General features: G+C 61.3%; 27 protein-coding genes. 14 read left to right on the top strand and 13 right to left on the bottom strand.

What is annotated here, in order from left to right:
• Positions 1-34: 34 nt before the first annotated feature.
• From ACMC5O_RS08865 to ACMC5O_RS08845, 5 genes are read left to right on the top strand one after another with little or no spacing between them, the layout of a single operon-like run.
• Positions 35-355: a polysaccharide biosynthesis/export family protein gene (locus tag ACMC5O_RS08865; RefSeq protein WP_426692726.1), complete on the top strand. Its 321-nt coding sequence runs from the start codon at positions 35-37 to the stop codon at positions 353-355.
• The gene (locus ACMC5O_RS08860) at positions 352-645 is read left to right on the top strand and encodes a polysaccharide biosynthesis/export family protein (RefSeq protein ID WP_426692725.1); all 294 of its coding nucleotides are present in this window, start codon (positions 352-354) and stop codon (positions 643-645) included. The genes ACMC5O_RS08865 and ACMC5O_RS08860 overlap by 4 nt, the downstream gene beginning before the upstream one ends.
• Positions 645-1,892 (top strand): hypothetical protein, encoded by a 1,248-nt coding sequence (locus tag ACMC5O_RS08855; protein WP_426692724.1) that lies wholly within the window; start codon positions 645-647, stop codon positions 1,890-1,892. Before ACMC5O_RS08860 ends, ACMC5O_RS08855 begins: the two co-directional genes overlap by 1 nt.
• The gene (locus ACMC5O_RS08850) at positions 1,889-3,313 is read left to right on the top strand and encodes a GumC family protein (RefSeq protein ID WP_187709091.1); all 1,425 of its coding nucleotides are present in this window, start codon (positions 1,889-1,891) and stop codon (positions 3,311-3,313) included. The genes ACMC5O_RS08855 and ACMC5O_RS08850 overlap by 4 nt, the downstream gene beginning before the upstream one ends.
• A gap of 31 nt (positions 3,314-3,344) precedes the next feature.
• Complete coding sequence (locus tag ACMC5O_RS08845; RefSeq protein WP_187709092.1) at positions 3,345-4,145, top strand: CpsD/CapB family tyrosine-protein kinase; 801 nt, start codon at positions 3,345-3,347, stop codon at positions 4,143-4,145.
• 16 nt (positions 4,146-4,161) lie between these two features.
• On the opposite strand, the gene ACMC5O_RS08840 is transcribed toward ACMC5O_RS08845, so the two are convergent.
• A complete protein-coding gene (locus ACMC5O_RS08840) occupies positions 4,162-4,977 on the bottom strand; it encodes a SurA N-terminal domain-containing protein (protein ID WP_187709093.1) in 816 nt (271 codons plus the stop codon).
• Positions 4,978-5,037: 60 nt separating this feature from the next.
• On the opposite strand from ACMC5O_RS08840, the gene ACMC5O_RS08835 reads away from it, so the two are divergent.
• Positions 5,038-5,325, top strand: coding sequence for an XrtV sorting system accessory protein (locus tag ACMC5O_RS08835; RefSeq protein ID WP_426692723.1), 288 nt, complete (start codon positions 5,038-5,040; stop codon positions 5,323-5,325).
• A 3-nt stretch (positions 5,326-5,328) separates the two neighbouring features.
• On the opposite strand, the gene epsI is transcribed toward ACMC5O_RS08835, so the two are convergent.
• Positions 5,329-6,018: an exosortase-associated protein EpsI, V-type gene (gene epsI, locus ACMC5O_RS08830; protein ID WP_187709094.1), complete on the bottom strand. Its 690-nt coding sequence runs from the start codon at positions 6,016-6,018 to the stop codon at positions 5,329-5,331.
• Complete coding sequence (xrtV, locus tag ACMC5O_RS08825; protein ID WP_426692722.1) at positions 6,015-6,923, bottom strand: exosortase V; 909 nt, start codon at positions 6,921-6,923, stop codon at positions 6,015-6,017. Before xrtV ends, epsI begins: the two co-directional genes overlap by 4 nt.
• A 96-nt stretch (positions 6,924-7,019) precedes the next feature.
• On the opposite strand from xrtV, the gene ACMC5O_RS08820 reads away from it, so the two are divergent.
• Positions 7,020-8,183 (top strand): glycosyltransferase family 2 protein, encoded by a 1,164-nt coding sequence (locus tag ACMC5O_RS08820; RefSeq protein ID WP_426692721.1) that lies wholly within the window; start codon positions 7,020-7,022, stop codon positions 8,181-8,183.
• A gap of 102 nt (positions 8,184-8,285) precedes the next feature.
• Here the strand turns inward: ACMC5O_RS08820 and ACMC5O_RS08815 are convergent, their stop codons facing one another.
• The 6 genes from ACMC5O_RS08815 to ACMC5O_RS08790 all read right to left on the bottom strand — a co-directional run bounded on the left by ACMC5O_RS08815 (position 8,286) and on the right by ACMC5O_RS08790 (position 16,459).
• Positions 8,286-9,509 (bottom strand): glycosyltransferase, encoded by a 1,224-nt coding sequence (locus ACMC5O_RS08815; RefSeq protein WP_426692720.1) that lies wholly within the window; start codon positions 9,507-9,509, stop codon positions 8,286-8,288.
• Between the two features lie 14 nt (positions 9,510-9,523).
• On the bottom strand, positions 9,524-10,726 hold the full coding sequence (locus ACMC5O_RS08810) for a glycosyltransferase family 4 protein (RefSeq protein WP_426692719.1): 1,203 nt from the start codon (positions 10,724-10,726) through the stop codon (positions 9,524-9,526).
• A 20-nt stretch (positions 10,727-10,746) separates the two neighbouring features.
• Positions 10,747-12,900: an NAD-dependent epimerase/dehydratase family protein gene (locus ACMC5O_RS08805; protein ID WP_426692718.1), complete on the bottom strand. Its 2,154-nt coding sequence runs from the start codon at positions 12,898-12,900 to the stop codon at positions 10,747-10,749.
• Positions 12,897-14,039, bottom strand: a complete 1,143-nt coding sequence (locus ACMC5O_RS08800; RefSeq protein ID WP_426692717.1) for a glycosyltransferase family 4 protein — start codon at positions 14,037-14,039, stop codon at positions 12,897-12,899. Before ACMC5O_RS08800 ends, ACMC5O_RS08805 begins: the two co-directional genes overlap by 4 nt.
• A gap of 4 nt (positions 14,040-14,043) precedes the next feature.
• The gene (locus tag ACMC5O_RS08795) at positions 14,044-14,976 is read right to left on the bottom strand and encodes a glycosyltransferase family 2 protein (protein WP_426692716.1); all 933 of its coding nucleotides are present in this window, start codon (positions 14,974-14,976) and stop codon (positions 14,044-14,046) included.
• A gap of 109 nt (positions 14,977-15,085) precedes the next feature.
• A complete protein-coding gene (locus ACMC5O_RS08790; protein ID WP_426692715.1) occupies positions 15,086-16,459 on the bottom strand; it encodes an oligosaccharide flippase family protein in 1,374 nt (457 codons plus the stop codon).
• 268 nt (positions 16,460-16,727) lie between these two features.
• Between ACMC5O_RS08790 and ACMC5O_RS08785 the strand changes: the two genes are divergently transcribed.
• Entirely contained in the window at positions 16,728-18,053 is a 1,326-nt protein-coding gene (locus tag ACMC5O_RS08785) for an O-antigen ligase family protein (protein ID WP_187709108.1), read from the top strand.
• Positions 18,054-18,058: 5 nt separating this feature from the next.
• Entirely contained in the window at positions 18,059-19,156 is a 1,098-nt protein-coding gene (locus tag ACMC5O_RS08780; protein ID WP_187709109.1) for an acyltransferase family protein, read from the top strand.
• Here the strand turns inward: ACMC5O_RS08780 and ACMC5O_RS08775 are convergent.
• The 4 genes from ACMC5O_RS08775 to ACMC5O_RS08760 form a co-directional block, all read right to left on the bottom strand.
• The gene (locus tag ACMC5O_RS08775) at positions 19,110-19,589 is read right to left on the bottom strand and encodes a retropepsin-like aspartic protease family protein (protein WP_187709110.1); all 480 of its coding nucleotides are present in this window, start codon (positions 19,587-19,589) and stop codon (positions 19,110-19,112) included. The genes ACMC5O_RS08780 and ACMC5O_RS08775 overlap by 47 nt on opposite strands.
• Positions 19,590-19,598: 9 nt before the next feature.
• Positions 19,599-20,069: a CAP domain-containing protein gene (locus tag ACMC5O_RS08770; protein ID WP_426692714.1), complete on the bottom strand. Its 471-nt coding sequence runs from the start codon at positions 20,067-20,069 to the stop codon at positions 19,599-19,601.
• A 155-nt stretch (positions 20,070-20,224) separates the two neighbouring features.
• Complete coding sequence (locus ACMC5O_RS08765; RefSeq protein ID WP_246444355.1) at positions 20,225-20,866, bottom strand: L,D-transpeptidase family protein; 642 nt, start codon at positions 20,864-20,866, stop codon at positions 20,225-20,227.
• Positions 20,867-20,870: 4 nt separating this feature from the next.
• On the bottom strand, positions 20,871-21,545 hold the full coding sequence (locus ACMC5O_RS08760) for a PEPxxWA-CTERM sorting domain-containing protein (protein WP_187709111.1): 675 nt from the start codon (positions 21,543-21,545) through the stop codon (positions 20,871-20,873).
• Between the two features lie 196 nt (positions 21,546-21,741).
• Here ACMC5O_RS08760 and ACMC5O_RS08755 point away from each other — a divergent pair, with 196 nt between their 5' ends.
• The 5 genes from ACMC5O_RS08755 (at position 21,742) to ACMC5O_RS08735 (ending at position 25,393) form a co-directional block, all read left to right on the top strand.
• A complete protein-coding gene (locus ACMC5O_RS08755; protein WP_187709112.1) occupies positions 21,742-22,776 on the top strand; it encodes a mannose-1-phosphate guanylyltransferase in 1,035 nt (344 codons plus the stop codon).
• A gap of 277 nt (positions 22,777-23,053) precedes the next feature.
• Positions 23,054-24,199 carry a DUF1996 domain-containing protein gene (locus tag ACMC5O_RS08750; protein ID WP_426692713.1) on the top strand — a complete coding sequence of 382 codons (1,146 nt, stop codon included), beginning with the start codon at positions 23,054-23,056 and terminating at the stop codon, positions 24,197-24,199.
• Positions 24,200-24,204: 5 nt separating this feature from the next.
• Complete coding sequence (locus ACMC5O_RS08745; protein WP_187709836.1) at positions 24,205-24,810, top strand: lytic transglycosylase domain-containing protein; 606 nt, start codon at positions 24,205-24,207, stop codon at positions 24,808-24,810.
• A gap of 8 nt (positions 24,811-24,818) precedes the next feature.
• On the top strand, positions 24,819-25,115 hold the full coding sequence (locus tag ACMC5O_RS08740) for a TrbC/VirB2 family protein (protein WP_425506918.1): 297 nt from the start codon (positions 24,819-24,821) through the stop codon (positions 25,113-25,115).
• A 5-nt stretch (positions 25,116-25,120) separates the two neighbouring features.
• Positions 25,121-25,393, top strand: a complete 273-nt coding sequence (locus ACMC5O_RS08735; protein WP_281389410.1) for a type IV secretion system protein VirB3 — start codon at positions 25,121-25,123, stop codon at positions 25,391-25,393.
• Positions 25,394-25,402: the final 9 nt, after the last annotated feature.

The following is a 25,402-nucleotide window of genomic DNA, read 5'->3' as shown; positions in this document are numbered from 1 at the left end:
CGCGTGTGCGCGCGGACTGGCGAAAGGAGCCTTGGTGCGTAAAGCCTTTGTCGCATTGATTGCTGGAATCCTCTTCCAGACTGTTCTGCTCCAACCGCTAGCCGCCCAAACGCGGCGGCCAGCGCCTGCCCAGGCCACGGCCGGGCCCGCGTATCGTATCAATCCCGGCGACGATATCGAGATCATGGTGTGGGGCGACGACCGTCTTCAACGGACCGTTCGCGTCCTTCCTGACGGCACGTTCGCTTTCCCCTGGTTGGGCAGCTCGTCGCGGCGGGCCAGCTGCCTGCGGATCTGGAGCGGGTCATCTCGGCGGCTCTTCAGCCACAGTATCGTGGAGCGGTCCCCCAGGTGACCGTCAGCGTGAAGAACCCGAATGGTTACCAGTTCTCGATCGTGGGCAAGGTCAAGGCGCCGGGCACCTATACTCCTGGCCGCTACGTCAATGCGCTGGAGGCCGTTTCGATTGCGGGCGGGCCGACCGAATTCGCGTCGATGAGCAACATTTCCATCCTGCGCAAGTCGGGCACGCAATTGCAGACCATTCGAGTTCGCTTGAGCAATGTCCTCAAAGGGGACACACAGGGTCTCACTGAAGCAGACATTCCGTTCATCCAGAGCGGAGATACATTGGTGGTGCCGTGATGAATGCATTCCGCAAGCACTGTCTCGCCGCGACCGCAGGGGTCTTCGCAGTCTGGAGCGCTCCCGCGCTTGCCCAGGCGGCGGATCAGCCGACCGAGGGAGCGCAGCCACAGAGGTCGGCAAGCTACATCGATCTGACTGCGGGCCTCGGCTACTCGAGCAATCCGTTCCTGGAGTTCAACGGTGACGGATCTGCTTTCGGGCGGCTCGGAGCGCGCGGCGTACACGCCTGGTCTAGCGAGCGCGCTTCGACGAGCATTGCGGCGTTTGCCGAGGGCTCCACTTATTTCAACAAGTATGATTTCAAGAGCATCTTCTCCGTCACCGGTGACACTCAATACAAAGCGAGCGAAACCATCCGGGTTTTCGCCTCCGGCGGTGTCAGCGGCGATCTTTCAGGCCAGCTGAGCAATCGCTTCCTGTACGTACCGCCCGTCCCGGAAGTGCCGGACGTAACACTGCCGCCTCCGCCAGTCACGGTGCAGGATCCCGATCTCTTCTCCTTCGCAGGACGTCAGTACCGTTTGTACGGACAGGGCGGTGCGGCAATCCGGACCGGTCCACGCACCAACATCACCCTTTCGGGGGGCGCATCGCGGGTTTGGTTCACCGGCGATTTTCTCAACGATTATACGACCGTCTTCGTCAACGGCGCCTACAATCACCAATTGTCGGAGCGAACTTCTATTGGGTTCAGCGTCGGAGCCGACCGCACCAATTATGACAATTCAAGCGACCATTCGACGATCATCAGCCCGAGGCTGACGCTGAGCACGCGGCTCAGCGAGTATTGGGACATCCAAGGTGGCATCGGGGTCAGCTTCTCGAGGTTCCAACGCGACGGCGAAAGCGATCATTCCGCGTCGCTCGTGTTCGACGGATCGATTTGTCACAGCTCGGAAACGGAACGGCTGTGTGGGCGAATTGCGCGGAGCTCGCAGAGTCTCTCACGCGCGGCGCTCTCGAACAGTTCGTCGGTCAACGTAGATTGGTACAAGAGGCTCGACGACAAGCAGACCGTCCAGCTGTCGACCGGGGTCACTCGATACGTCACCGACGATCAGCTTACGAGCAACTTCAAGTCGCATTATTTCCGCATCGCGGCGAGCTACAGCCGCAAGATCAATGGCCGCCTTTCCGGAGGAGCAGACGTGAGCGGGCGCTGGCTTCGCCAGAATGGTCCCGATCCTGATGGCGACCTGACCGGTTCGCTGTTCCTCCGCTATCGTCTCGGAGATCTTGGATGATCGAGCCCGGAACGCTCGAGCGGGCGGAAGGCGGCGGCGCCTGGCTGATCAACCACATGCCGGCCATTCTCTGGCAGCGGCGGATGTACGTGATCGTGCCGTTCATCGTCGTGTTCCTCGTCGGCCTGATCACGGCCTTCATGCTTCCTACGCTCTATCGGTCGTCGGCGACGCTGCTTGTGGAGTCCCAGGATCTTTCGACGGATATCGTCGAAGCTCCGGGCGCTGGTGAGATTGAGAAGCGCATCGCGAAGATTCGCGAACAGGTCCTTAGCCGCGGCGACCTCATCAGCCTGATCGAGCAGAACGATCTCTATCCGTCCGAGCGGCGAACGAAGCCAATGTCCTATGTCGTCGACAAGATGCGGAAGGCGACGACGGTCGGAGCATTGGCAGGCGACATTGGACAGAGCGGGACGAGCAAGGAAAGCACCATCGCGATCACGATGAGCTACGACTACCCGGATCCGGGCAAGTCCCAGGCCGTGATGCAATCCTATGTGACCCAGTTCCTGAAAATGGACAGCGACGAGGTGGAGGATCAGGCCAACCTGACTGTCCGCTTCCTTCAGGAACAGGCTGGCAGGCTGCAGACCCAGATCCAGCAGATTGAACGGCAGATCACTGCGCTGAAGACGACGAATGGCGTCGTCCTTTCGGGCGCCGGCGCGCCGGTCTTCATGGATACGGGAAGCTACACGGCGCAGATCACCAGCCTTGAAAACGAGAACCGGCAATTGGTTCGCCAAAGCAAGACTGGCGGATCGGATTCTCAATTGGCGCAGGCGGAGGCCGCGCTCGCAGTCGCGCAGTCGACCTACAGCGACTCTCACCCGGACGTCATCGCGGCGCGAGAGCGTGTCGAAATCCTGAGGCAGGCGGCGCGGAACAGTGGCTCCACGTCGAACTCGATCGTCCAGGACCAGATCCAGGCCAATAATGCGGCGATCGCGCAGCTTCGGGCCGCTCGCGATGCGCTGGTCAATCGGGCCAATGTGGCCGCGGCGGGCCAGGCAAGAGCGCCCGCGATCATGGAACGAGCGTCCCAGCTCGAGAACCAGGCCAATGCGCTTCGCGAGCAGTACAAGACTGTCGCCGGCAATTTGATGAGGGCTCAGGGTGGTGCGCGTCTCGCCAACGAGCAGCGTGCGGAGCGCCTGTCGCTTGTCGAGCCCCCGAACCTGCCGGATCGCCCGCAGTGGCCAAATCGACCGCTGGTAATTGGAGCTGGTGCGGCAGCCGGGCTGGCGCTCGGACTAATACTCGCGCTGCTCATAGAATTGCTCAACCGGCCGATGCGGAGCCCGGCCCAGGTTCAGTCCATGGGGCTTCCGATCCTCGGCGTGGTACCAATTCTTCAGACCCGGCCGAGTAAGAAGCGCTTCGGACTATTCAGGAAGCGTGAGGCTCGCTTTGCATAATCCGTTCCACGAGACTGCTGGAGTGTCTTCCGTGAGCGCTGAGCCAGCAACGACTCTGTCCGTAATCCCGATCCCGGGCCGCGAAGGCGCCGTGGAAGTGCCGTGGGATGGTGAAACTGCGCGGGCGCGCGGAGTGTTCGGTTTCGACAGTATGGATACCCGTTCGCGGAGCTTCAATCTGATCAGGGCGCGGCTGCTAGAAATGAACATGAAGCGCGGCTGGCGGATGATCGGCGTCGTATCCGCGACCCCGAACGTCGGAAAATCGTTCATTTCCGCCAATGTTTCCGCATCGCTCAGCCGCGATCCGCGGTTCCGGACCTACGTGGTCGACCTCGATCTTCGCAGAGGCTCGCTCAGCGATTTCTTCGGCCTCGCGCCGGAAAGCGGACTTCGCGACTATCTGCAAGGTACGCCCGGCGTGGACGCGCCGGCGGTTTATCACCTCGAGGGCGAACGGCTGCTGATCATGCCGACCATGGCAGGGAAGATTCATTCGGCCGAGTTGCTGGCGGGCGAGCGTGCACAGACGCTACTTCGATCGATGCGGGTTTCCGACGAGAAGAACCTCTTCATCGTCGATCTTCCGCCAGTGTTCGCGAATGACGATGCATCGACGGCCATGGGCCGTCTCGACGCATACATTGTTGTCGCTGAGGAAGGTAAAACAAAGCAGCGCGAAATCCAGGACGCGGTGAACCTGCTGGGCGACGCGCGTCTAGCTGGCGTGATCCTGAACAAGTACCGCGGTGGTGTTGTGAGCGAAGGCTATGGCGTCGACGATTATTACGCGGCCGGGTACGGCCAGGCGGAAGCCAAGCCTAAGAGCTAGAAGCGGCTCCTGACCCTTATTTGGTGGGTGGAGCGAAGCCCTGCTTATATTCGATCTTGGCTGATTGACGGATCGTCTTCAGGCGGTTCTGCATCAGCTTTGCCGCCTGTTCCCGACGCATTGTAGCGACCGCGACCGACTTGGCCTGTTCGCCGGTAATCGGCGCAGCCTCGCGCGAAACGACTACGCTCGCGACGCCCAAATTGCCCACCGGAATGATGAAGGGTTCGGTACCTGCCGCCGTTGCAAGCTGGCCGAACAGATTGGGCGGGATGATTGCCGTGTCGAGCCGGTTCTTCTGGCGGACGAACGTAATGCCCGCGCCAGTGAGGACTGCGGCGATATCATCGAGCGTCTTCGACTGATCCAGCTTGGCTCTCACGGCCGGGTCGGTCGGCATCTGGAAGCGCAGCTGCTCAAGGTTCCACTGCTCGCGGTTTGCGAACATTTGCGGTCTGCTCGCCTCGAACTTCTGGATTTCCTCGTCTGATGGAAGTTGCGCCGTGTCGATCTGCCGCGTTGCGAGCATGCTGATCAGAAGATCTTCAGTGAGCTTGCGCTGCCGGTTGAGAAATTCCGGTGTCTTGTCGACGCCGTCGGTCTTTGCCTGCTGCGCAAGAAGCCGGCGATCGATCATCGCCTGCAGGACGCGTGAGCGCATCGCGTTCTTATCGGCGCCAACGGGAGTATTCGCACCGGTCAACTCAGAGTTGAGCTCGGCCGCGGTTATTTCCTCGCCATTGACGATCGCAACCGTTTGACCTTCCGCCTTCTTGTTGCAGGCGGACAAGGCCAGAGCCAATCCAACGCCAATTAGTATCGTCGAACGCACGCTAAGCCCCCACCATTTGAAAATCGCGTGGTATAAGGTCATAGCATGGAGGAATCGCCCATGCCACAGGCCATTAGGGTGAGGGGGGACATGGAAACCGTCTACGACTGGGTCACAGTTGGAATCTTCGCCGGGCTTGTAGTTCTCTTCATGCAGCGTTCGACTTCCGACGAAGTGCAGCATGAAAATGACTCGCTACTGCTTTATCTGGGTGCCGGGCTTGGATGCGCGGTTGCCAATTATATCGGCAACAAGGGACTGCATTTCATTGCAATTCCGCTCATTCTCGCGACGCTCGGCTTCATCATCTACTACCTGAGGCCGTTCAAAACCTGGCCGAAGAGATGACGCTCAGGCGATGAATACGCGCCGCACCTGCGGCGAGACTGAATTCATCAGCGACAGGATAAACTCATCCATCGACGCAAGTGCACGCGCCTTGTCGTTTCCGAAGGTCGATACGCGAACCATGATTGCGTCCGGTATGATCCGGCGCAGATTGTCCATTGCAACCACCATCCGCTGCTCTCGCCAGCTTTTCGGGAGGCGATCCCCGATGCGGGTCCAGTAGACCAGTTGCTCGGTTCGCGAGTCACTCGTCGCAGACATGCTAAGGGTCGGAAGGGCGCCCCAGGGCAATCCAACGACATGCGGCTCGATCGCCGACAATTGGTACCCGCCGGCCGTGTAACAAATCTCGGGGCGATGGATTTGCAGAATGCCGGTCTGCGTGGCGCTTTGCGCGACGAGGAGCATGATCGGCGGACCGCTTCCATCCGAGTAAACGCGTGTGACGAGTTGGCTGTAAAGCGCGCGGATCATCTGGTCCTCGGGAGGGACCACCAGGCCGCTACTGGAAACATAGTTCCAGCGTCCGATCTTATCCGGGATGACGCTTTCGAGCTTCTGCTTGCCGAGATAATCCAGATTCTTGTTGGGCAATCTCGCCGCCGCCACGCCCGCGACCGATGCGAAAGCGAGCCCAAGGCCGAACTTGCGCCTTGTCATCATTCGCTCGGGCCGTCCGATATCGTCGCTCATTGCGCGGCCCTTCCGGTCCGGAGATGCAGGACGCGCGTGAAAATGCTGTCAATTACGAAGACTGTCACCAAGGCGACCGCAAACATTGTGAGCCCGGCAAAGTCGTGGAGGAATCCCTGCGCAGCTGACTCGCCCATGTAATAGGTGATCAGGATCAGGATGATCACCCGGACAAAATTCGAGAAGACGGCGATCGGGATCACTGACAGGGCAATGACTGCAAAGGACAGGAAATTGCTGCGGTGACGCAGATATCCATAGAACAGGCAGATCGCACCCAGGCTGATGATCGAGTTCAGCCCCGCGCACGCGGCCGCGACCAGCAATTCAAATTGGGCGATCTGGATGGTCACCCCTGAACTCGCGATTGGATATCCGAGTGCGTGGAGAAGACTGACCGCCCATTGCGAGATCGCGATCTTGATCGGTTGGGTGATCGCCGCGACGACCGAATCCGGCGGAGGCAAAGTCAGCGCAAGGTACACTAGCGGAAACCAGATCGATCTGAGCAGCTTTCCGCCCACCAGCAAATAGAGGCCGGTGATCAGCGCGCTATACATTGCGATCGCCTCGATCTCGAGTATGCCGGTTACCCGCGCCAGCCCGTAGATCGCCAAGAACGGAATGAGCAGAGAAAGTCCGAGCGCGAGACTACCTGGCTCCCGGACGGCGTGGCTGCCTCTCAATTCCCGCCAAAGGAGCCAGGCACCGGTTGCAAGGACGATGGGCCCGTGACCGCCTTGTTCAGTCGTCCAGTTGAACCGGGCAACCTGTATCATGGTGGGCAGCAGGATTATTCCAACGCCTGCTATCAGCACCAGATCGGCGAGGCCGATCGAGCGTACGAAGCTGGTTTGAGGTTGCGCCTTGGCTAAAAGCAAAAGGGGTGCCCGATCTCCGCACATTCGCCTGATTGATTGTGCGAAAGAAAAGCTAAACCTAGTCTAAACCCGCCGCAAGCTTTCCGGATTGCTGTCGAAAATGAATTTGGGACACATTTCGTGATCGGGATCGTGATTATCTTGCTGGCACCTTTTGCGGTGTTGACGGCATTCTTCGTCGTCGAATTGATCGCGGGTCTGCCAACCAGTCGATTTCGGCGCGCGGGCAGCAAGCGGGTTTCTGCGGTGGTCATCGTTCCGGCTCACGACGAAGCTCTGGTTATCGGGCATACGGTGGCAGCTTTGACGTCTGTACTGCCGGAGGGCGTTCGGCTTCTCGTCGTGGCGGACAATTGCTCGGATACGACGGCAGGAATTGCTCGCTCGGCCGGGGCGGAAGTGATCGAACGGAATGAAGCAGACCAGCGGGGGAAGGGCCACGCGCTTGCATTTGCCGCCGAGCATTTAGCGAGCGATCCGCCCGATGTCCTCGCCGTTCTCGACGCGGATTGCCGGATGGATTCCCCGAGCCTGTTGGCATTGGTATCGGCGGCTGGATCCGGAAGCCCCGTGCAGGCCGTCAATCTCCTGCGGCCGGACAAGGCAAGCTCCCCGCTGGTCCAGATTTCGACCTTTGCATTCATGCTGAAGAATTTGGTCCGGCAGCGCGGCCTTCAAAGAATCGCAGGACGAGTGCATCTCACCGGGACCGGGATGGCGATGCCGTACGCACTCTTCAGCGCGTCCGGCGAAGTGCGGTCTAGCATTGTCGAGGACCTGGCGCAGGGGCTCGAGCTTGCCGAATCCGGGCACCATCCCGAGTTCGTTGCCGATGCGACGGTTTGGAGCTGCGCAAGCACTGAGGAAGGGACGCTCACGCAACGGCGCAGATGGGAAGGCGGTTTCCTCGCGACCTCCTTGCGGCAGGCCCCGAAATTGATCCTCAAGTCAGTTGTGAAAGGCGACGTCAGGGGCGTGCTCGCAGGCCTCGACCTACTTGTGCCGCCGCTCGCGCTCTTCGCGCTCTTGAACGTTGCCGCACTGGCGATTGCCTCGCTCTTGTCCTTGGCATTGAAGCTGGATTGGTGGCCGGTTCTCCTTCAGCTCGGCCTTCTCGTCGTGGCGCTCCTGGCGATCTTCGTCGTCTGGCTGCGTGAAGGACGGCAATTCATTTCCCTTGGAGTGCTGGCGCGACTGCCTCTCTATGCAATGTGGAAGGTGCCGATGTACCTCGGCCTCGCCAAGCGCGGGGCCCCCGGGGATTGGCTCCGGACGGGCCGCTGAGGGTTAGAGTTTCCGGATCGCGACCATCACGGCAATCACGCATCCGGCAAGCGCCAGCACGACGGCTTCTCTGAGACCGAACGTTAGGGACAGCTTTCTCATTCAGTTCACCGCAACGCTCGAGCCAAAGTTGTCGTTGAACAGCCGACCCATCTGCATCGCAGACTTGCGCGCATCGAATTCCGCCAGCACCTTTGCCTTGCCACGCTCGGCAACGGCCCCGCGAAGCGCCTGATCGTTCAGCAACCGCTCGATCTGTCCTGCGAGTTGGTCCCAGTCCGAAGGCGCGAAGAGCAAGCCGGAGAGCCCATCGTCCACAAGCTCGGGAATGCCCGCGACCCTACTAGCGACGACGGGAACGCCGAGAGCCATGGCCTCCATCAGGACGATCGGGAGACCCTCCATGAAGCTTGGCAGAGCAAGCAGGTCACTTTGCGCAATCTCCGCCAGTGTCCGCTCTTCCGAAAGCCTGCCCAGAAACGTCACTGCGCTGGCGATTCCAAGTTTTTCCGCGAGAGCTTTCAACGAAGCTTGATCAGGTCCGTCACCCACCAACCGCAGCCGGATGTCGGCTCGTGCCTTGTGAAGTCTCGAGAAGGCCCGAAGGAGTCCGGCCTGTCCTTTCTCGGGAGAGAGTCGTCCGACACAAATGATGGTCTTTGCTTCGGAGTCCCGCGGTCCGCTTCGCGGCAGTTGATCGAAGGGGAGCCCGCAGCGGACGACGTGCATCCTTTCCCAATGCTCGGGCGCTACCAGCCGCATTCCCTGCGCCCTTCCGAAGAAGGAGACGCAAGCGACAAACTCAGCAGCTTCGATCTTTCGGCCGAGCATGAGGCCGGCCGGATAATCGGTTTCAGAAATCCCATGCATGGTGAAGCTCCACCCGATGCCTAGCAGGCGGGTGGCCAGTAGCCCGACGGTCGCGGCGGAGTTCGCAAAGTGATTGTGAAGATGCTCCGTATTCCGGAGGCGCAATTCACGCGCAAGCAATACGCTTTCCGCGAAATGGGCGAGCCCAAGGAACAGCCCGCGGGCCCCCGGAGCACGATGGCCAAGCGCCAAACCGAACGTCTTCAGATAGGCGGCGGGCCGGGTGACGAAGGTTGCAAGGTTTGCGGCGGCAATCGCCAGCGGCGACTGTGCGAGGACATAGAAAGTCCGACCAGCTTCGGCCTTGTCGGCATCGGCGCTGGCTTCGCCGGAACCGGGCTTGCGGATGCTGAAGGTATCGATGGCGACGCCTTGCTCGCGCAACGCCTCGACCTCGCGCCGGATGAAGGTATGCGAAGCTGCCGGATATTGGCTCGTGAGATAGGCGATGCGCATTTCCGGCCCCTAGCTCAGCGTTTCCGTGCGTAAGGATCAAGCGCACGCCGCATTGCCGAGTACCAGCTGTTGCCGCGATCGTAGAATTGCGCCTGCAAGCCAGCACAGGCGCGCTGCTTCGAGGCATACAACTGGGGGTCATCGCTCAGCTTCACGATGGCTTCGCGATAAGAAGCGGGGTCGTCGGGTTTGGCTTCTACGGATGCGTCGCGCAGATAATCGAGCGCGGGGCAGACCGCGGAGGTCACCAATGGACGCGCTGCGAGAATTGCCTCGGAGCAGGTCATCTCAAAGCCCGCCTCATAGTTCGTCCGGGTCGGAACGATGCAAACGTGGCTGGAGCTCATCAGTTCGCTGACCTTCTCCGGATTGCTGAAGCCGTGGCACATTACCACGCCTTCTAGGCCAAGGTCGGTAACGCGTTGGCGGAGTGCCGCTAGCGCGCCGCCGCTTCCGCAAATGTCGAAGCGATACTCCCCCGGCCGCGCAGCTTCGAGCGAGCGTGCAATCTCCACGATATCGAAGACGCCCTTGTTCTCTTCGATCCGGCTCATGAAGAACGTCCGGAACGGCCGCCGCGGCAAATCATCGGGCGGCGAGATGTCAGCGAACTGGGCCGGCGAATAGGTCGGCAGGTGATCGAAGATCGGTACCCGATCCTTGTCGCGGCCCAGAAGCTGCTCGATCTGCCCGCGAATATCCCGCGACGTCGATAGAATGCCCTTGGCGTGACGCAGGATGAAGATCCGGTTCAACTCCAGCAGAAAGCGCCACGATTTCTTGACCGGTCGGAACTGCGGCCAAAGCACCGCGTGATAGGAAATGACGATCTTGGCGCCGAGCCAGCGCACCGGGGCGAGCGTCCACCAGAAGTTCTGGTTGCCCGTGAGCATAAGAATATCGGGCCTGAACCGGAGCAGTGTCGGCAGGAGTCGAAGGTGCCAAAGCAGTTGTGCTAGATAATAGCGGGCCCCGCCCGCAGAAGTGATTGGGCGGTTGTCAAACGTGAACGATCCGAGCTTCGTCACTCCCGGCTCATTGCCGTACCAGGTGACCACATAGCTTGCCGCGTCGAGGTCGGACGCAACCTGAAGGAACTGCTTCAAATAGTCCGTCCCGAAATATACTTGCGCCTCGGCCTTGGACCATTCGCGATAGATCTCGGCCGCGTTCGCGGGACCGCTGAGGAATGCGATCTTCAATCGCTTTTTGATCATTTAGCCCCGCCCCCGCACAATCATCCTCGCGCCATCAGCCAAACCGCCAGCGACCCTCCGATGCCTTCATCGATCATGCGCTGCGGATCGGAAATCGGCGTCCAGCCAAGCTCCTTGCGCGTACGGCTCGTGTCGAACACGGCCTTCTGGGTGCGCGACTCCCAATCTGCATAGCTGGGAATTCTGCCGCCGTCGGGATGGCCGACCGCGAGCTTGATGGGCCATTTTGCAAAGTCCGCCAACCAGAACCGCCAGATCGGCCGTGGATGGACTTCGACCTTGTAGCCGGCGAGACGTTCAAGCCCGGCGATATAGTCGCGCGCTGAAAGCAGCGGAATGTCGACCAGATTATAGGCTCGGCCTTCGACTCCGGGCGCTTCCATTGCCCGGATCAGGCCCGACGCGACATCTTCGACGAGGACCAGCGGCAGCTTGTTGTTGCCTTCTCCCCACGTTTCAACGACGCCTTCCGACGACCATTTGCCAACCCCCCAGTGGAATGGATTTCCGCCGCGGCCGATGACAATCCCGGGACGTGCGATAACGACCGGAAGGCCGTCCGCGCGATGCATGTCGGTCAGCAGGTTTTCAACCGCCGCCTTGGCACGTGCGTAATAGTTGCGGCGCCTGATGTTCGGATCGAGCGGCGTCCGCTCGGTAATCGTGCCAGCGCGGCTGCCAGCGTAAAGTGAATCGATCGTGCCGGTGTAGATCAGCCGCTTGATACCGTGCTTGAGACAGGCGCGGGCGAGCGTTCGCGCCGGCTCAACTTCGCGCTCGATGAACTGGTCCCAGGTTCTGGCGTCCGACGTGGCGAGGTGAAACACAAAGTCGATACCCGCGAGTATGCGCTCGAGATCTTCCTCGGACCGCATGTCGGCCCGCACGATTTCCAGGCGATCGCTACCGAGCTCTTCGAGCGGGAGGCTCGATCCACGCGCGGCCGCTCGCACGGCATGGCCCTTGTCGAGCAACTGCTTGATCAACTGGCGCCCGATGAAGCCCGTACCGCCCAAGACCAGGATCGTCGGTTGGAGCCCGGGGGAGGGGCCGACCCGGGTGGTCTCGACGCGGCCCTTGAGCTTCGCCTTCCGGATGATCGTCTCGCAGGTTTCGATGACGGATCGGCCCGTTTCGCCAGTAATCCGGCTATCCAGGCCTGCAGGCGAGCGCAGCCCGTCGTAGAAGGCCGCGATGCTGTTCATGATCGACAGCTGGTACGGGTTGCCACGGCGGCGCAGCTTGGCCTTCGTCAGAATGTAATCGGCAAGTGTCGAGCGGGCCTGCGCACTCACCTGCGACGCAATCGAGACGCCTCGCTTGTGCCGGTCGAAATCGGGACTTGCGGGTGTCCGCCTGTCGATCGTGCAGATGTTCGAATCCAGGTCTGCGAGCGCAGTGCCGAGGAGGCCCCGCACGGCGATGGTGCGCTGGGGAAATCCCGGCCCAAGCTCGATATTGATGTCGGCTGCGGTGCGGCCGACGCGCGTGTGAATTCGCCAGCGGCGGTAAGCGCGTGCTCCACCTGGCAGGACGATGTCGCGATCGGCAGCAACCTGGATTTCATCCGGAACGCCCAGCAGGTCGACGAGTCCGGAGACCGGATGTGGACCGATTTCCAGCAACGCATTGCCCGGCTCGCGGAGCATCCAGTTGCCGAACGGCCCGAAGCGAATGAAGGCGAGCTCCGCAAAGTGGTTGAACGTCACATGGTCAAGCGGTCCAAGATCGCCGTTTCGCACATGGTCGCGCAGTCGCTGGAATGCGCCTTCGAAAAGCATGCTGTGGTTGACGCCGATCGTCAGGCCCTTCGCACCGGCGAGATCAAGGAGATCGCGCGTCTCCTCGGCCGAAACGCACATCGGCTTTTCGATGAAGACGTTTGCTCCAGCCTCGAGCACCACCTTCGCAAGAGGGTAATGCAGATCGGGCGGTACCAGCAGGTGGACGACGTCGACGCGCTGTTCAGCCAGCAGGGTCTGCAGCGAGGAATAGGCCGGAACGCCGAGGCCGGCCGCGAACGCCTTCGCGACGGTCGCGTTGGAATCGCAGACTGCGACAAGCTCGACCTCGCGCGCGTTCTGGATTCCGCGCACGTGGAATTCGGCAATGTAGCCGGTTCCCACGATCGCTGCGCGAACAGGTCCGCCGGTCACGACATTTGGTGCGGTCAAGCCTGGGCTCCCTGGCGGATTGGGTCGGCGGACGGATGTGCGCGGGAATTCCCGGACCTGTCCAGAACGTCCTCGAAGAAGTCAACGTACTTCCCGGCGACAACTTTCCAGCTGTATCGGGCATGCGCCCACGCTGCCGCTTCGGCATCCACCATGGGCTTGGTCAACGCGTTCCGGATCGCATTCTTCAGGGCCGCTTCCGACGTCGTGTCGACAAGCATTGCGTGATCACCGAGGATCCAGCGCGTGACTTCATCGTCATGCGCGACGATTGGAATTCCGCAGCTCAGCGCCTCGATGTAGACGTTGCCGAAGGACTCCTGAATCTTGGTATGCAGGAAGAGATCGGCGCTCCGGTAAAGATCGGGCATCTGCTCGTGACTGAAGGTCGTGCGAAGGAAGCGCCCGGGAAGCCGCTCAGCAGCAAGCCGGTCCACCTCGTCGCGCAGCGGACCGTCACCTGCGACGACCAGAAGGGCATCCGGAACGCCGGCGACTGCCCGCATAGCTTCGATGACCCGTTTGCCGGGCTCGAGCGCGCTGACCATCAGGATGATTTGACGGTCGACCGGAAGGCCCAGTTCGGCCCTGCGTGCCGGCCCTGGAAGGAAGCGTAGCGGATCGACCCCGTTCGGAATCAATGTCGAATGCCAGCGCGCGCTATTGCGCTCATAGTAGAGCGGATTGGTGCAAATCAGTCCGTCACAGGAGAAGAAACGCGGTTCCGGCCCCCGTTTAAGCGCGGGCCAGTCACCGTTCTGAGTCACGAAGACATGGGCGGGCCGGCCTCCGCTGCGCCGGCGGCGCAACGCCCAGTTTGTGTAGGGATAGCTGCAGGTCATTGTCACATCCGCCTGCTCGACAATTGGCAATCGCAGCAGGCCGGCCGCGAAGGTCAGTTCCTCGTACATGAACTCGTGCCGGAGGAACGGAAGCTTCGGCCAGTGCTCGAACCGCTCTCGCGAAACAGCGGGGACGTGGACGAAGTCATAGGCGCGGCCGGGCCGGACCTCACCGGAGCCAACTAGAGTGACCTGGTGGTTCCCAGCCGCGGCGATTTGCTGCGCGATGGATTCGAAGACGACTTCGGCGCCGCGGCCGAACCGGTGCAGGCCAGGAAGAGCGAATAGGATGCGCATGGGCCTAGCGGTGATCTATTTCGACGCCGACCGAGCCAAGCAGCTTGCCGATTGATTGCAGGATCTGCGCGAGACAGAAACGGAACTGCGGCTTTTGCCCACGGGCGAGCCGCGACAATTGCCGCATTATTGCTCGCGCCAGCGACGCGCTGCCGTGAACGAACATACGGGACCGCTTCATTCCACTCTTGATGCAGGCAAGAGCGGCGCTGTTGCCATGCCAGAAGTGGACGTAGAGCTGATAGCCGAACGTGGCGCGCTCCGCGGACTCGTTTTCGTAAACGAACCCGTCTTTCGAAAATCTGATCGACAGCCCTGCCGCCCGCGCCGCGCGGAAGAAGACCATATCCTCTCCGCCGATCACTCCAAATTCTGGGGAGAACCGGATTTTGGGATGATCCCTCAGCCACTGGCCAGACATCATCGTGTTGAACGTTGCAGCTGTCGGCATTTCGCTCGCGTCGGAGAGTTCTTCGACGCCAAGATCGAGGAACGGCTGTTCCGTGATCCACCGCGGGGAGTTTTCGGGAACACGGCGGACCATGCGTCCGGTAACCGCATCGGCTCCTGTTTCCTGTTGAAGATTGAGCAGCGCCTCCAGCCATTGCGAAGGCGGCTCGCAATCGTCGTCGGTCATGGCGATCCAGTCGCCGAGATCGAGGGCGGTCGCGACTGCAAGATTGCGGGCCAGAGAGATATTTTTACGGCCGGAAATCCGATACTCCAGCCCAAGCTCGAAGCGGTCGGCAAAGGCGTCCGCAACGACGCGTGCCTGTCCGTCAGGTGTGTCGTCCACCAGCGCGACGCCCACGGCCGCACGATCCCGGACCTGCTCGGCACACACCAGCAGGGCCTCGAGCAGGCGCGTGAGCAATTCATTGCGCTTGTAGGTGCAGATGGCGACCGCAATGGCCGTCCTCCCCCCTATCGCTAGCATGAATTCTCCTGCGCTACCCTTGGTCCCGGTCTAACCGTTCGGCTTGTGGGGCGCCATTTCGAAATCTGCCAACGGGTTAGCCGTGCCAGAATCGGACGGTCGCCGATTGTCAGACCTTGCCAGCAATTTGCAGGAGGAATTGCGGGATCATGCCCTGGATTCCACCTCCAATTCCAAGCAGACGCGTAATCTCTCCAATCGCCAGAGCAGTCGCGGCAAAGGCGAAGGTGAGCGCGAGATCATCGCGACCGAAATGCAGGTGCTCCTTGTGGCTCAGCATCCAGAGGGCCGCATATTTCACGATCTCGCCCAGGCTGATGACAGCAACGGCTCCCATGAAGCCGAAATAGTGAAATGCCAGCGGGACCCCGATCAAATAGCTGATCAGCTTCGCCGTGTTGGAAAGCGCGGGGTAGGCGGGGCGGGCCAGCCCCATCAGGATGGAATCGTTCGTCGAGGTCAGGATTCCGAACCAGACCCCGACGCAGAGAACAGGAAGGATCAGGCCTGCCTGCTGGTAACGCTGGTCGTAGAGTAGATCGACGACGATCCCGGAGATTGCCAGAAACGAGCCTAGGATGACTGCGGCGGCCAGGAGCAATGTCCGCCTGCCATGAAGCAGCTTCTGCCGGAGTTCCGGAGGCGCGAGACCTGCCGCAGCGACAGTCGGGAAGAGCACGAAATTGCTCGCCCGAGCTACGAACAGGCTGACCATATCGGCCAGGCTTCGTGCGATACCGTAAACGCCGAGTTCCGAGAGGCTGATCACCTTCGCGAAATAGAGGCGATCGAAATTCATGGCGAAGAAGTAGACGATCGACGAAAGGAACACCCACTTCCCGAACTTCAACAGTTGCCGGGCGCTCTCAGGATCGATCATGAATCGGTGGCGCATACCCGGGATGAAGAGGAAGCTCCCGATCAGCGTCGCTGCCCCAGTGATGACGCTTCCAAGCACAAGCGCCCAGACCGTCGGCGTGAGGATCGCAAGCACGACATGAGCGACCAGCGAAACAACGCCGATGCCAATGTCGAAAAGATTGATGCGAGCGACCTGAAGCTGCTTCTGGATCAGTGGGCGAGCTGTGGAATCGAACCCGGTGAAGACAAAGAACAGCGAGGCCACCGGCAGGATCGCAGCCAATTCCGGATATTCGAAGAAGCGGGCAAGCGGGACCGCGAGCGCCATGCAAATGGCCGCCAACACAACTCCCCTGACGGCCTGCAAAGTCCAGGCAGTATCGTAGAAATCGGGATGATCGCCACGCGGGTTGCTGACGATGTTCTGCATGATCCCGACATCGGAAAGCAGCTCGACGCCGGTCCGGATCGAATTCACGACTGCCATGAGCCCGAATATTGGCGGCGCGAGAAGCCGGGCGAGGATGACGTTGTTGGCCAGCCGCAGAAGCTGAGCGCCGCCGTAGCCAACGCTCATCCAGCCCAGGCGGACGACGATCGACTTCGGCACGCCCAGGAACATCAGTGCTTCATTCCCCCTTGGCCCGAGACCGGATCGTCCGTTGCCAGTCTAAACTCGATCGTGCCCGGTCTCACAATGGACAGCCGGGCTAGTGGCAATCAAGAGAATAATCCGTGAGTTGCGGAGGGGGCACGCAACCATTGGGTTCGCTGCGAAGGCCGGGCGAATTTTAAACGATTCCCTGCAATGAAAAGCGCTTACCGACCGGACTGAGCGGCGATATGATCGTTCATCGGATCGAGTGGGGAGCTAGCGGGCAGCAACTGGCGTGAAATGGATCTTCCTTCTTGCGCTGATTATCGGGACGCCCGCGCTTGCGGGCTTCTTGCGGTCGCAGCCGCGCTATATCGTGCAAGCCTGCTTCGTCCTTGGCGCTACGATGTTTTTCCTGGCTCCGCGGCTATGGGCCGCGCCAATCGCCTGGCCGCTTTGGCCGGGTCTGGCTAGGGGCATCGAAGTCTCATTTGTCGATGCCATTTCGATCGCGCTGATCGCGTCGACGAAAAGCGTTCGAATACCTCTCTCGTTGAAGCTGGCGTTCGGGATCTATTGTCTAGCTGTCCTGGTCTCGACCTTCGTCGCTTACCAGTGGATCCCGGCGACGTTTTACGCCTGGCAGCTCTTCAGAACCGTGCTCTTGTTTATCGCGGTGGCACATGCTTGTGCGACCGTCGAAGAGGCTCCCGTCGCCCTGATTTCCGGTCTCGGCTTCGGTCTGATGATCGAGGCTCTGGTCGTGATCTATCAATATGTGACGGGAAATCCGCGACCCGGAGGAAGTCTCGGCCATCCGAATTTCATCGGCCTCAGCCTCGATTTCGTGGTCTTTCCCGCTGTCGCCCTCATGCTCGGAACCCGCCGAACCTATTGGCCCGCAGCGACCGCGGGTGCCGGGCTCATCATCGCCGTGCTCGGCGGGTCTAGGGCTACGATGGGACTGCTCGCCATCGGCGTGATCCTCACCGTGATCCTTTCGATCCGCCACGGGAAGACGTCACGCAAGAATGCTTTCGCAGGCATGCTTGCCATGCTGCTCATCGCGGCCGTTCCGGCGATGTTATGGGCGGCCAATCGTCGGACCGATGCCGCGAAGGAGTCGAGCGACTACGAGCGGTCTGCGATGAAGCAGGCGGCCAAGATGATAATCGCCGATCATCCGTTCGGCGTGGGCGCCAACCAATATGTCCTGGTCGCGAATACGGGCGGATACTCGCAGCGGGCGGGTGTCGCCTGGAACGAGGACAATCGCGCCGCCGCGGTGCACAGCACCTATTATCTCGTCACTGCGGAAATGGGCTTCCTGGGACTGGTCGGATTCGCCGCGACGCTCGTGTCGATTATCGTTCTCGGGTTCCGATTGCTCAGGCGGCATGTGGCCGGCGAACATGGTGAACTCGTTCCGGGCCTGCTCGCGACGATGATCGTCGCGGTTGCGCACATCTCGTACGAATTCGTCTTCATGGACTTCGTGCTGCACTATCTCTTTGCGATTTCCGCCGGCCTTCTCGTGGCGATCGCGGCACGTTCCAGATCGGCAGCGAGGAGCGGTGTGGCGCGCGCCATTCCCGGCGGCGCGCTGGCGCAGGCGAGCTAAGCCGCGTGCGTGACGAACGGGCGATGGACAGTGACGCGACGGACGAACAATCCGTAGCCCCGATCCAGGCTCAGCCCAGGCTGTCCACCCGAATCCCGGTTCTCGACGGTTGGCGAGCGACGAGCATCCTGCTTGTGCTGGGTGCGCACCTGCTCCCGCTGGGGCCGAAGGTCCTTGAACTCAACGAATTGTCCGGCGCCATGGGAATGGCGCTTTTCTTCACTCTCTCCGGCTTCCTGATCGTGCAGTTTCTGGCGGCCGGCGCACCCCTTGGCATCTTCGTAATGAAGCGCCTCGCGAGGATCGTGCCCTTGTCCTGGGCTGCCATGCTATTCTTGGTCCTGTGGCACCAGTACGACCCGGTAACGGTCGCCCGGAACCTGCTTTTCGTCGCGAACCTTCCGCCGGTCAGCCTGCTGATCGGCGGCGAGCATCTCTGGTCCCTTTGCGTCGAGATGCAGTTCTACCTGACGGTCGCGACGATCTGCCTTCTTTTCGGCCGGCGCGGCCTCTATCTGGTGCCCGTCCTTGCGATTGCAGTCACCAGCGCCCGGATTGTCGCGGGCGAGCACATCAGCATCGTCACCTGGCACCGCGTTGATGAGATCCTCGCCGGCGGCACCATCGCGCTCGTCTACGCAGGATGGTTCGGGGAACGCGCGTCCGGCATCCTCAGGAAACTGCCAGTCTGGCCATTCGCAGTCGCGTTGATCGTCTGCAGCCATCCCGATGCCGGGCCGCTGCAATATCTGCGGCCCTATGCAGCCGCGATCCTGGTCGGCTCTTCGCTAACGGGCGCGCCGGCATTCCTGCAGCGGATCCTCGTGTCTCGGCCGATGGCCTATGTGGCTGAGATTTCCTACGCCCTCTACGTCATTCACGGCGTGCTCTCGCATACCTGGCTCGGAAGCGGCGAGCGCCTGGAAAAATATCTGAAGCGGCCGCTACTATTCGGGCTGACGTTCGCTCTTGCGCATGTTTCGACACGCTATTTCGAGCAACCGATTACGAGGAGGGTCCGAGAGTTCGGGAAGCGCCGCCAGGCGGCGAGGCTGGCTACGAATCCTTCTGGTCGCGCAGAAGCATCTCGCCCTTCCGGATGACGATCTCGTCGATGTTCTCGAGGAACGGCTGGCCGAGCAGCGAAACATCGGCGCCCTGAACGACAACGGCCTTGGCGTTGCTTTCACGAATTGCGCCAAGCTGGATTTCGCTCAACTCGACATATTGGCCGCGCACGATCCCGGACGCGCCTTGACCGATCAGCTCGTATTTCGAGGGGTCCACCTCGATGCCGATTTTCCGTGCATCGTCTTCCGTAAGCGCGATCTCGCTGGACCCGGTGTCGACAAGGAAATGGACGCTGCGACCGTTCACCTCGGCATCCGCGTAGAAATGACGGTCAGAATTGCGCTCCAGCGTGACTTCGATCGCAGCCGGACTGATCGTCGGGGCATCGCTCTTGTGAAGCGGCCAGAACACGCCAAGCGTGGCGCCGCCAGCGATCGTTGCCAGGAAGAGGACGCGTTCGATCATCGCCCGGTTTCAGATTGGACGTTCACCGAGGACATTCCCGGCCTGTGTGTAGCGGCAGACCAGAAAGTCCTCGTTGCGCCCGCGCTCGAGAGCGCAGCCAACTGCACCGGTCTTCTCCCAGATCAGCTGAGTATAATGGCCGACATCCTCGACGCGGCCGGTGCGGCTGTTGTTGGGGAAGACACCGGCCTTGTAGGCGCGCTTCTCAGAGGCCCACAAACCGACCATCGCTTCCGGTTGATAGTAATTGACCGTGCCTGCCCAGAGATTCTCGCCTTCGGGGCCCGACCACCAAGGACTGTCCGGCGAATGCTCGAACTTGCCGGTTCGGGCGAGATAGCGAGCCCAGTCGCGCGCTGAGCGCGCAAGCACCGGATCCCAGCTAAGGGGGGCAGCGCCGATTGCATCCCGCTCACGATTTTGCGCGGCGAGGAGTCTCTCATCGAAGTTCTGCCGCGGTCCGACGCCGCCCACGAGCATTGGACTGGCCGAAGCCAGTGCAAGTACGGCGGCAACGCGACGCAGGCGCGAAAGAGACATGGAGCAACCTCGGTTGAGCTCCTGTCTTTTCGCAGGGGATGGTCACCAAAGAGTTTACGCGGACGATGAATTGCGGCCGCGATACGGAATTCGCGTCAGGATGCGCGCTGCTCGTCGTCAGACACGATCACGACCTGATCGCCCCTGGAGACCTGTCCGTACAGCTTCTGGGCGAATTCAAGCGGCACGCCGATGCATCCGTGCGTCGCGGCTCCCCACCGAACGTCGCTCCCGTGGATCGAGACGCCGTCGTTCGTAAGTCTCAGGGTATAGGGCATCGGTGCATCCCCATAGGTCACGGACTTGTGGTCCTTGATCTTGGCGATCACCGGAAAGACGCCGTCCGGAGTTTCCTTCTCTTCGGCACCGTAGAGGATCACGGCCGTGCCAATCTCGTGCCCGGCCCGGAAAACCGAAATCAGCTGTTGCTTGAGGTCGACTCGGACCCAGACCGGTCCTTTTGGAACGTTGCGGTCATTCCAGATGAAGTCGCCGTAATGCATCCGCTTTGGGACATTGAGGATCGACTGGACGTCGCGGTCGATGGCGCCTTCAGCATGAGCCTGGAACAGCTGCGCCTTCGTCAGGAAGATGCGATCCTTTCCGCCCCATGTCGGAAGTTCATCGTCCGTTGAGGCAACCGGGGCTGGGCGCTCGATAATCCGGCTCGACCATGCCGCAGCGGCAGCCGTGGTCAATCCCGCGAAGGCGAGAGCGACGACCATCCCGCGTTTCATGATGCTATCCTGTGACGATCGCTGCGACGGTGCGGCGGCGCCGGCGCATCACCCAGCCGGTCAGTCCAAAGCCGAGCAGCATCGTTGCCCAGGTGCCGGGTTCCGGAACCGCCGGCGGCGGAGGCGGAGGTGGCGGCGGTGGAGGCGGCGGCTCTTCCGGCGGTGGCGGTGGATTCGGGCCTCCGCCTCCACCTCCCGGTGGCGATGGAGGAAACAAGATCCCGCCCCCTCCACCGGGTGGCGGAGGGACGAGCAGCGGCCCGAGCCCGCTGATGGTCGGGGCAAATTGTGCCGGCTCCTGGAGCGTCGGGGCCTGCGGTGCGATGGCCTCGATGAATTCCTTGGGTGGCTCAGGCTTTGTGATCTTGCCGAGCGCACGCTGCTGGGGCGCCGGGGCCGCAGCCTTCTTCGTCTTGGTCAGCTCGCCCTTGGTCCGGTCGCCCGGCGAACGATCGGCCATCATCGCAAGGAAGCTCTTGGCTGTCTCGAACCCGGGAAGGGACGTTTCCACGCCCATGTACGCGGCAATCGACAGTGGAGCGGCGAGGACAATGGCCACCGCCCCGCTGACAGCAAGCGCCGTGTTCCGCCTCTTTGCGGCAGCAAGCTTCTCGCGGCGGGCGCGGCTAGTCGCGCTCAGACGCCTTCGAGATTGGCTTGGGATACGTTTGGCCGCCATGAAAATCCCTGAAAAGCGAGCCATCCACGCGCTCAAAAATACGTGCACGACTCCAAGTAACCATTAACTCAAAATTAAGCTCCCGAATCAACCGAAGAGTTTAATTCGTCCCGATTTTGAACAGAAATGTGTCGAGCTGGCGCAGTATCATTCAGCGGGATTTGGCCGGCTGCGCAGTGAACGATATGGCTGTGCGATGAAAAGCCTTGTTCAGCCTGTCATTCTCGCCGGTGGTTCCGGCACTCGATTGTGGCCCATCTCTACGGGAAACCGACCCAAACACCTCCTGGAAATGGTCGGCAAGGGGACGATGGTCGAGCAAACGCTCGATAGAGTGGGGGATCCCGACCTCTTCGCTCCTCCAATGATTGTCGGGGCGGCCTCCCAGGCGGACGATGTCGGGAAGCTGGCGCCGAATGCTCGGCTGATTCTCGAGCCCATTCCGCGCGGGTCGGCGGCCGCAGTCGCGTTGGCGGCACTAGCTACGGACGAAAACGCTATCATGCTCGTCCTTCCGAGTGACCATTACATCACCGATCCTGCGCCGCTGTACGAAGCAGTGCGGCGGGGTCTCCCGGCGGCTGAGGCGGGACATCTCATCACCTTTGGAATTGAACCCGAGCAGCCGGAGACCGGTTACGGTTACATCACCGGCGGCGATCCGATCGGCAACGGCGTGCTCGAAGCGAGCTCGTTCGTGGAGAAGCCCGCGAAGGAGGTCGCGGAGCAGCTTATTCGCTCGGGGAAGGCTTACTGGAACTCAGGCATGTTCATGTTCAGCGCGGCTGCGATGCGCCGTGAGCTCCAACGTCATGCGCCGGAAATCTATGGCGCGGCGAAAGCCGCGATGGAACGAGCCTCGGTCGAAGGTCAGGGAACTACGCCCGACCGCGACGCCTTGGCCGGCTGCCCAGTCACCTCGATCGACTATGCGGTGATGGAGCACTCGGACCGGGTCGCCGTCGTCCCCGTCCGATTGAGCTGGTCGGACGTCGGAAGCTGGGCGGCGGTCTTCGACCTGGCACCCAAGGATGCGGACGGGAACGTCCTGGGTGGAAGAGCGCACTCCCTGGGGAGTCGTGGCTGCCTGGTTCGATCAGATGGACCCGAAATCGTCACGATCGGCGTCGAGAACCTTGTCGTCATCGCGACCGCCGACCATGTGCTCGTGGTCCCGCTTTCCGAAGCCCAGCGCGTCCGGGAAGCCGCCGAATTGATGAAGCGGCGCTAAACCAATCGACAAGCAGGTCGATTCATGTCGGGAGCGATACAATTCGAGTTAGCGCAGTCCGTGTAATCCAATGCTTAATCGGATGTTTACGTTACTCTTACGGCGTTCCTCGTTTCGACTGTAAAAAACACCGACACGTCGCGGATAGGTCGCAAGACGCTTGTTGCTGCGACTCCGAACAGGTCACATTCTCACGGTAAGCTTCGTTAATTTCTAGACCCGGAGGGGGGTCATTCCTGATTTGCGCATGAATTTGAGGACGCTTGCCGCGTCACTAATGCTGTTTGCCGTTCTTACGGGATGCAAGGTTTCAGCCAAAGACAACTCGAGCCACGATACGACGACGTCCGACACAGCAGCGCCGGCCCCAACGCCAGCGCCGCCGCCGCCCACGTCGCCGACCCCCAGCCCGAGCCTGCTCGGCGAAGCGGCGATCGCTTCGAACTTCGACTACAACTCCGAGTTGGTTCCGGCCGGTGGCAATGGCGCAATCCCGCCTTCAGCCAGCCCGGACGTCGTCGGAGCATTCCGCTTTATCTGTAATGCCGGCCAGGTGCTTCGCGACGATCCGATCGTCTATCCAGGCCAGCCCGGCAAGAGTCACCTTCACCAGTTCTACGGAAACACGGGCGCGAACGCGTCCTCTACATACAACTCGCTCCGCACCAGCGGCCAGTCGACGTGCATGTCTCCGCTTAACCGCTCGGCCTACTGGATGCCGGCGATGCTGGATGGAGCAGGCAACGTTGTCCGCCCAGACTTCGTGAGCATCTATTACAAGCGCCGGCCGAAATCCGACCCGAAATGCAGCCTCTCGAGCGGCGATCCGCAGGCTCAGGGCAATTGCGTCAATTTGCCGAACGGCCTGAAGTTCATCTTCGGTTACGACATGCTGACGGGCAAATCGCCGACCGGCTTCCTCTGGTTCAATTGCCAGGGACCCGGTTCCGTCCCCGGCAAGTACAAGACGCTTCCGGAGGCCGCGAAGAATTGCCCGGCCGGTGCGCAGCTGGGTGCAGTCATCGAGGCTCCGGACTGTTGGGACGGCAAGAACCTCGACAGCGCGAACCACCGCGATCACGTTGCTTACGCTAGCTATGGCGACTGGGGCTACTTCAAGTGCCCGTCGACGCACCCGTACGTCATCCCGACTTTCACTCTCGGAGCATGGTTCACAACGGACTCCAACGTGGGGAACTGGCGCCTGTCTTCGGACGAGATGCTCCCGAGCTTGCCGCGCGGGACCACCTTCCACGCCGATTTCTGGATGGCCTGGGATCCGACCGTGCACCAGATGTGGGAAGACAATTGTCTCGACAAGAAGCTCAATTGCTCGGCCGGCGATCTTGGTAACGGCTGGCAGATGAAGCAGTTCGCCGGCTTCACCTGGAACGCGAATCCACGATTGGTCGCGGTGCCGTGAGCTTGATGCGGCATCTCGCGCTCGCGTTCGGCCTTGTGTGGGCGGGCGCGGCGCAGGCCGACGTGATCGAGATCGGTCCGAAGGGGTCGGTCAAGACCCTGAGCGATGCTCCGAACGCGACCTGGATGTCGGACGAAACACAGCAGACGACCGGGATTACGGACGATGTCGCCATCTTCCCGGACGGTGCCGTGACCGTCCTCAGCGACCGCATCACGGGGAACTACGCACAGGCGTTGCAGGACATCGCCAAGGCCAACGACATCAGTCCGCACCTGCTCGAGGCGCTGGTCTGGCAGGAGAGCCGTTGGAACCCGACGGCCATGTCTCGGGCAGGCGCAATCGGTTTGGCGCAATTGATGCCCGGAACGGCGCGTGACCTTGGCGTCGACCCGCGCGACCCGATACAGAATCTGGCGGGGGGTGCGCGGTACCTTCGTCAGCAACTGAACCGTTTCGACGGCGACGTTGAGAAGGCGCTAGCGGCCTATAACGCGGGTCCGGGGCGGGTGATGACGGCACGGGGGATTCCGTCGATTCCTGAAACGCAAGCGTATGTGCGCGCCATCGTCGCGCGCCTCGCGGCCAATTCGATTCAAGAAGGAAAATAGTAGTGAAGATTGTCAAAGCGACGGTCGCACTTGCCGCTGCCGCCATGCCGTCAGCGGCATTCGCGCAGGCCAATCCGCAGGGCTCGGGCCCGATCGTGTCGGCGCTCAGCTGGCTGCAGGGCACTTTGCTCGGCAATGTCGCAACTTCGGTCGCCGTGATCGCGGTCGCCATGGTCGGTTTCATGATGCTGACCGGCCGCCTCAACTGGCGCGTCGGAGCTACGGTGATCATCGGCTGCTTCATCCTGTTCGGATCGGCAGCGATCGTGTCGGGCATCCAGTCGACCGCGGCGGTCTCGGGTTAGCCTAGGTGCGCGCGCCGCTCTTTCGCGCCCTGACCCGGCCGCAAATGTTCGCCGGAGTGACGTTCAATTTCTTCGTGATCAATGCCGCGGTCACAACGGAGCTTTTTCTCCTGACCCGCTCGTTCCTGGCCCTTCCGGCGGCGCTGGCGATCCATGCCGTCGGATATTTCCTGTGCCTGCGCGAGCCCCGCGTCTTCGATCTCTGGCTGACCAAGGTCAGCCGCTGCCCCCGGGTGCGCAACTACAAGCGCTGGGGCTGCAACAGCTATTCGCCTTAAGGAGGCGCT

The sequence above is a fragment of the Sphingomonas sediminicola genome, from assembly GCF_049991885.1.
GTDB lineage: Bacteria > Pseudomonadota > Alphaproteobacteria > Sphingomonadales > Sphingomonadaceae > Sphingomicrobium > Sphingomicrobium sediminicola.
This window is presented reverse-complemented; position numbering and strand designations above follow the sequence as displayed.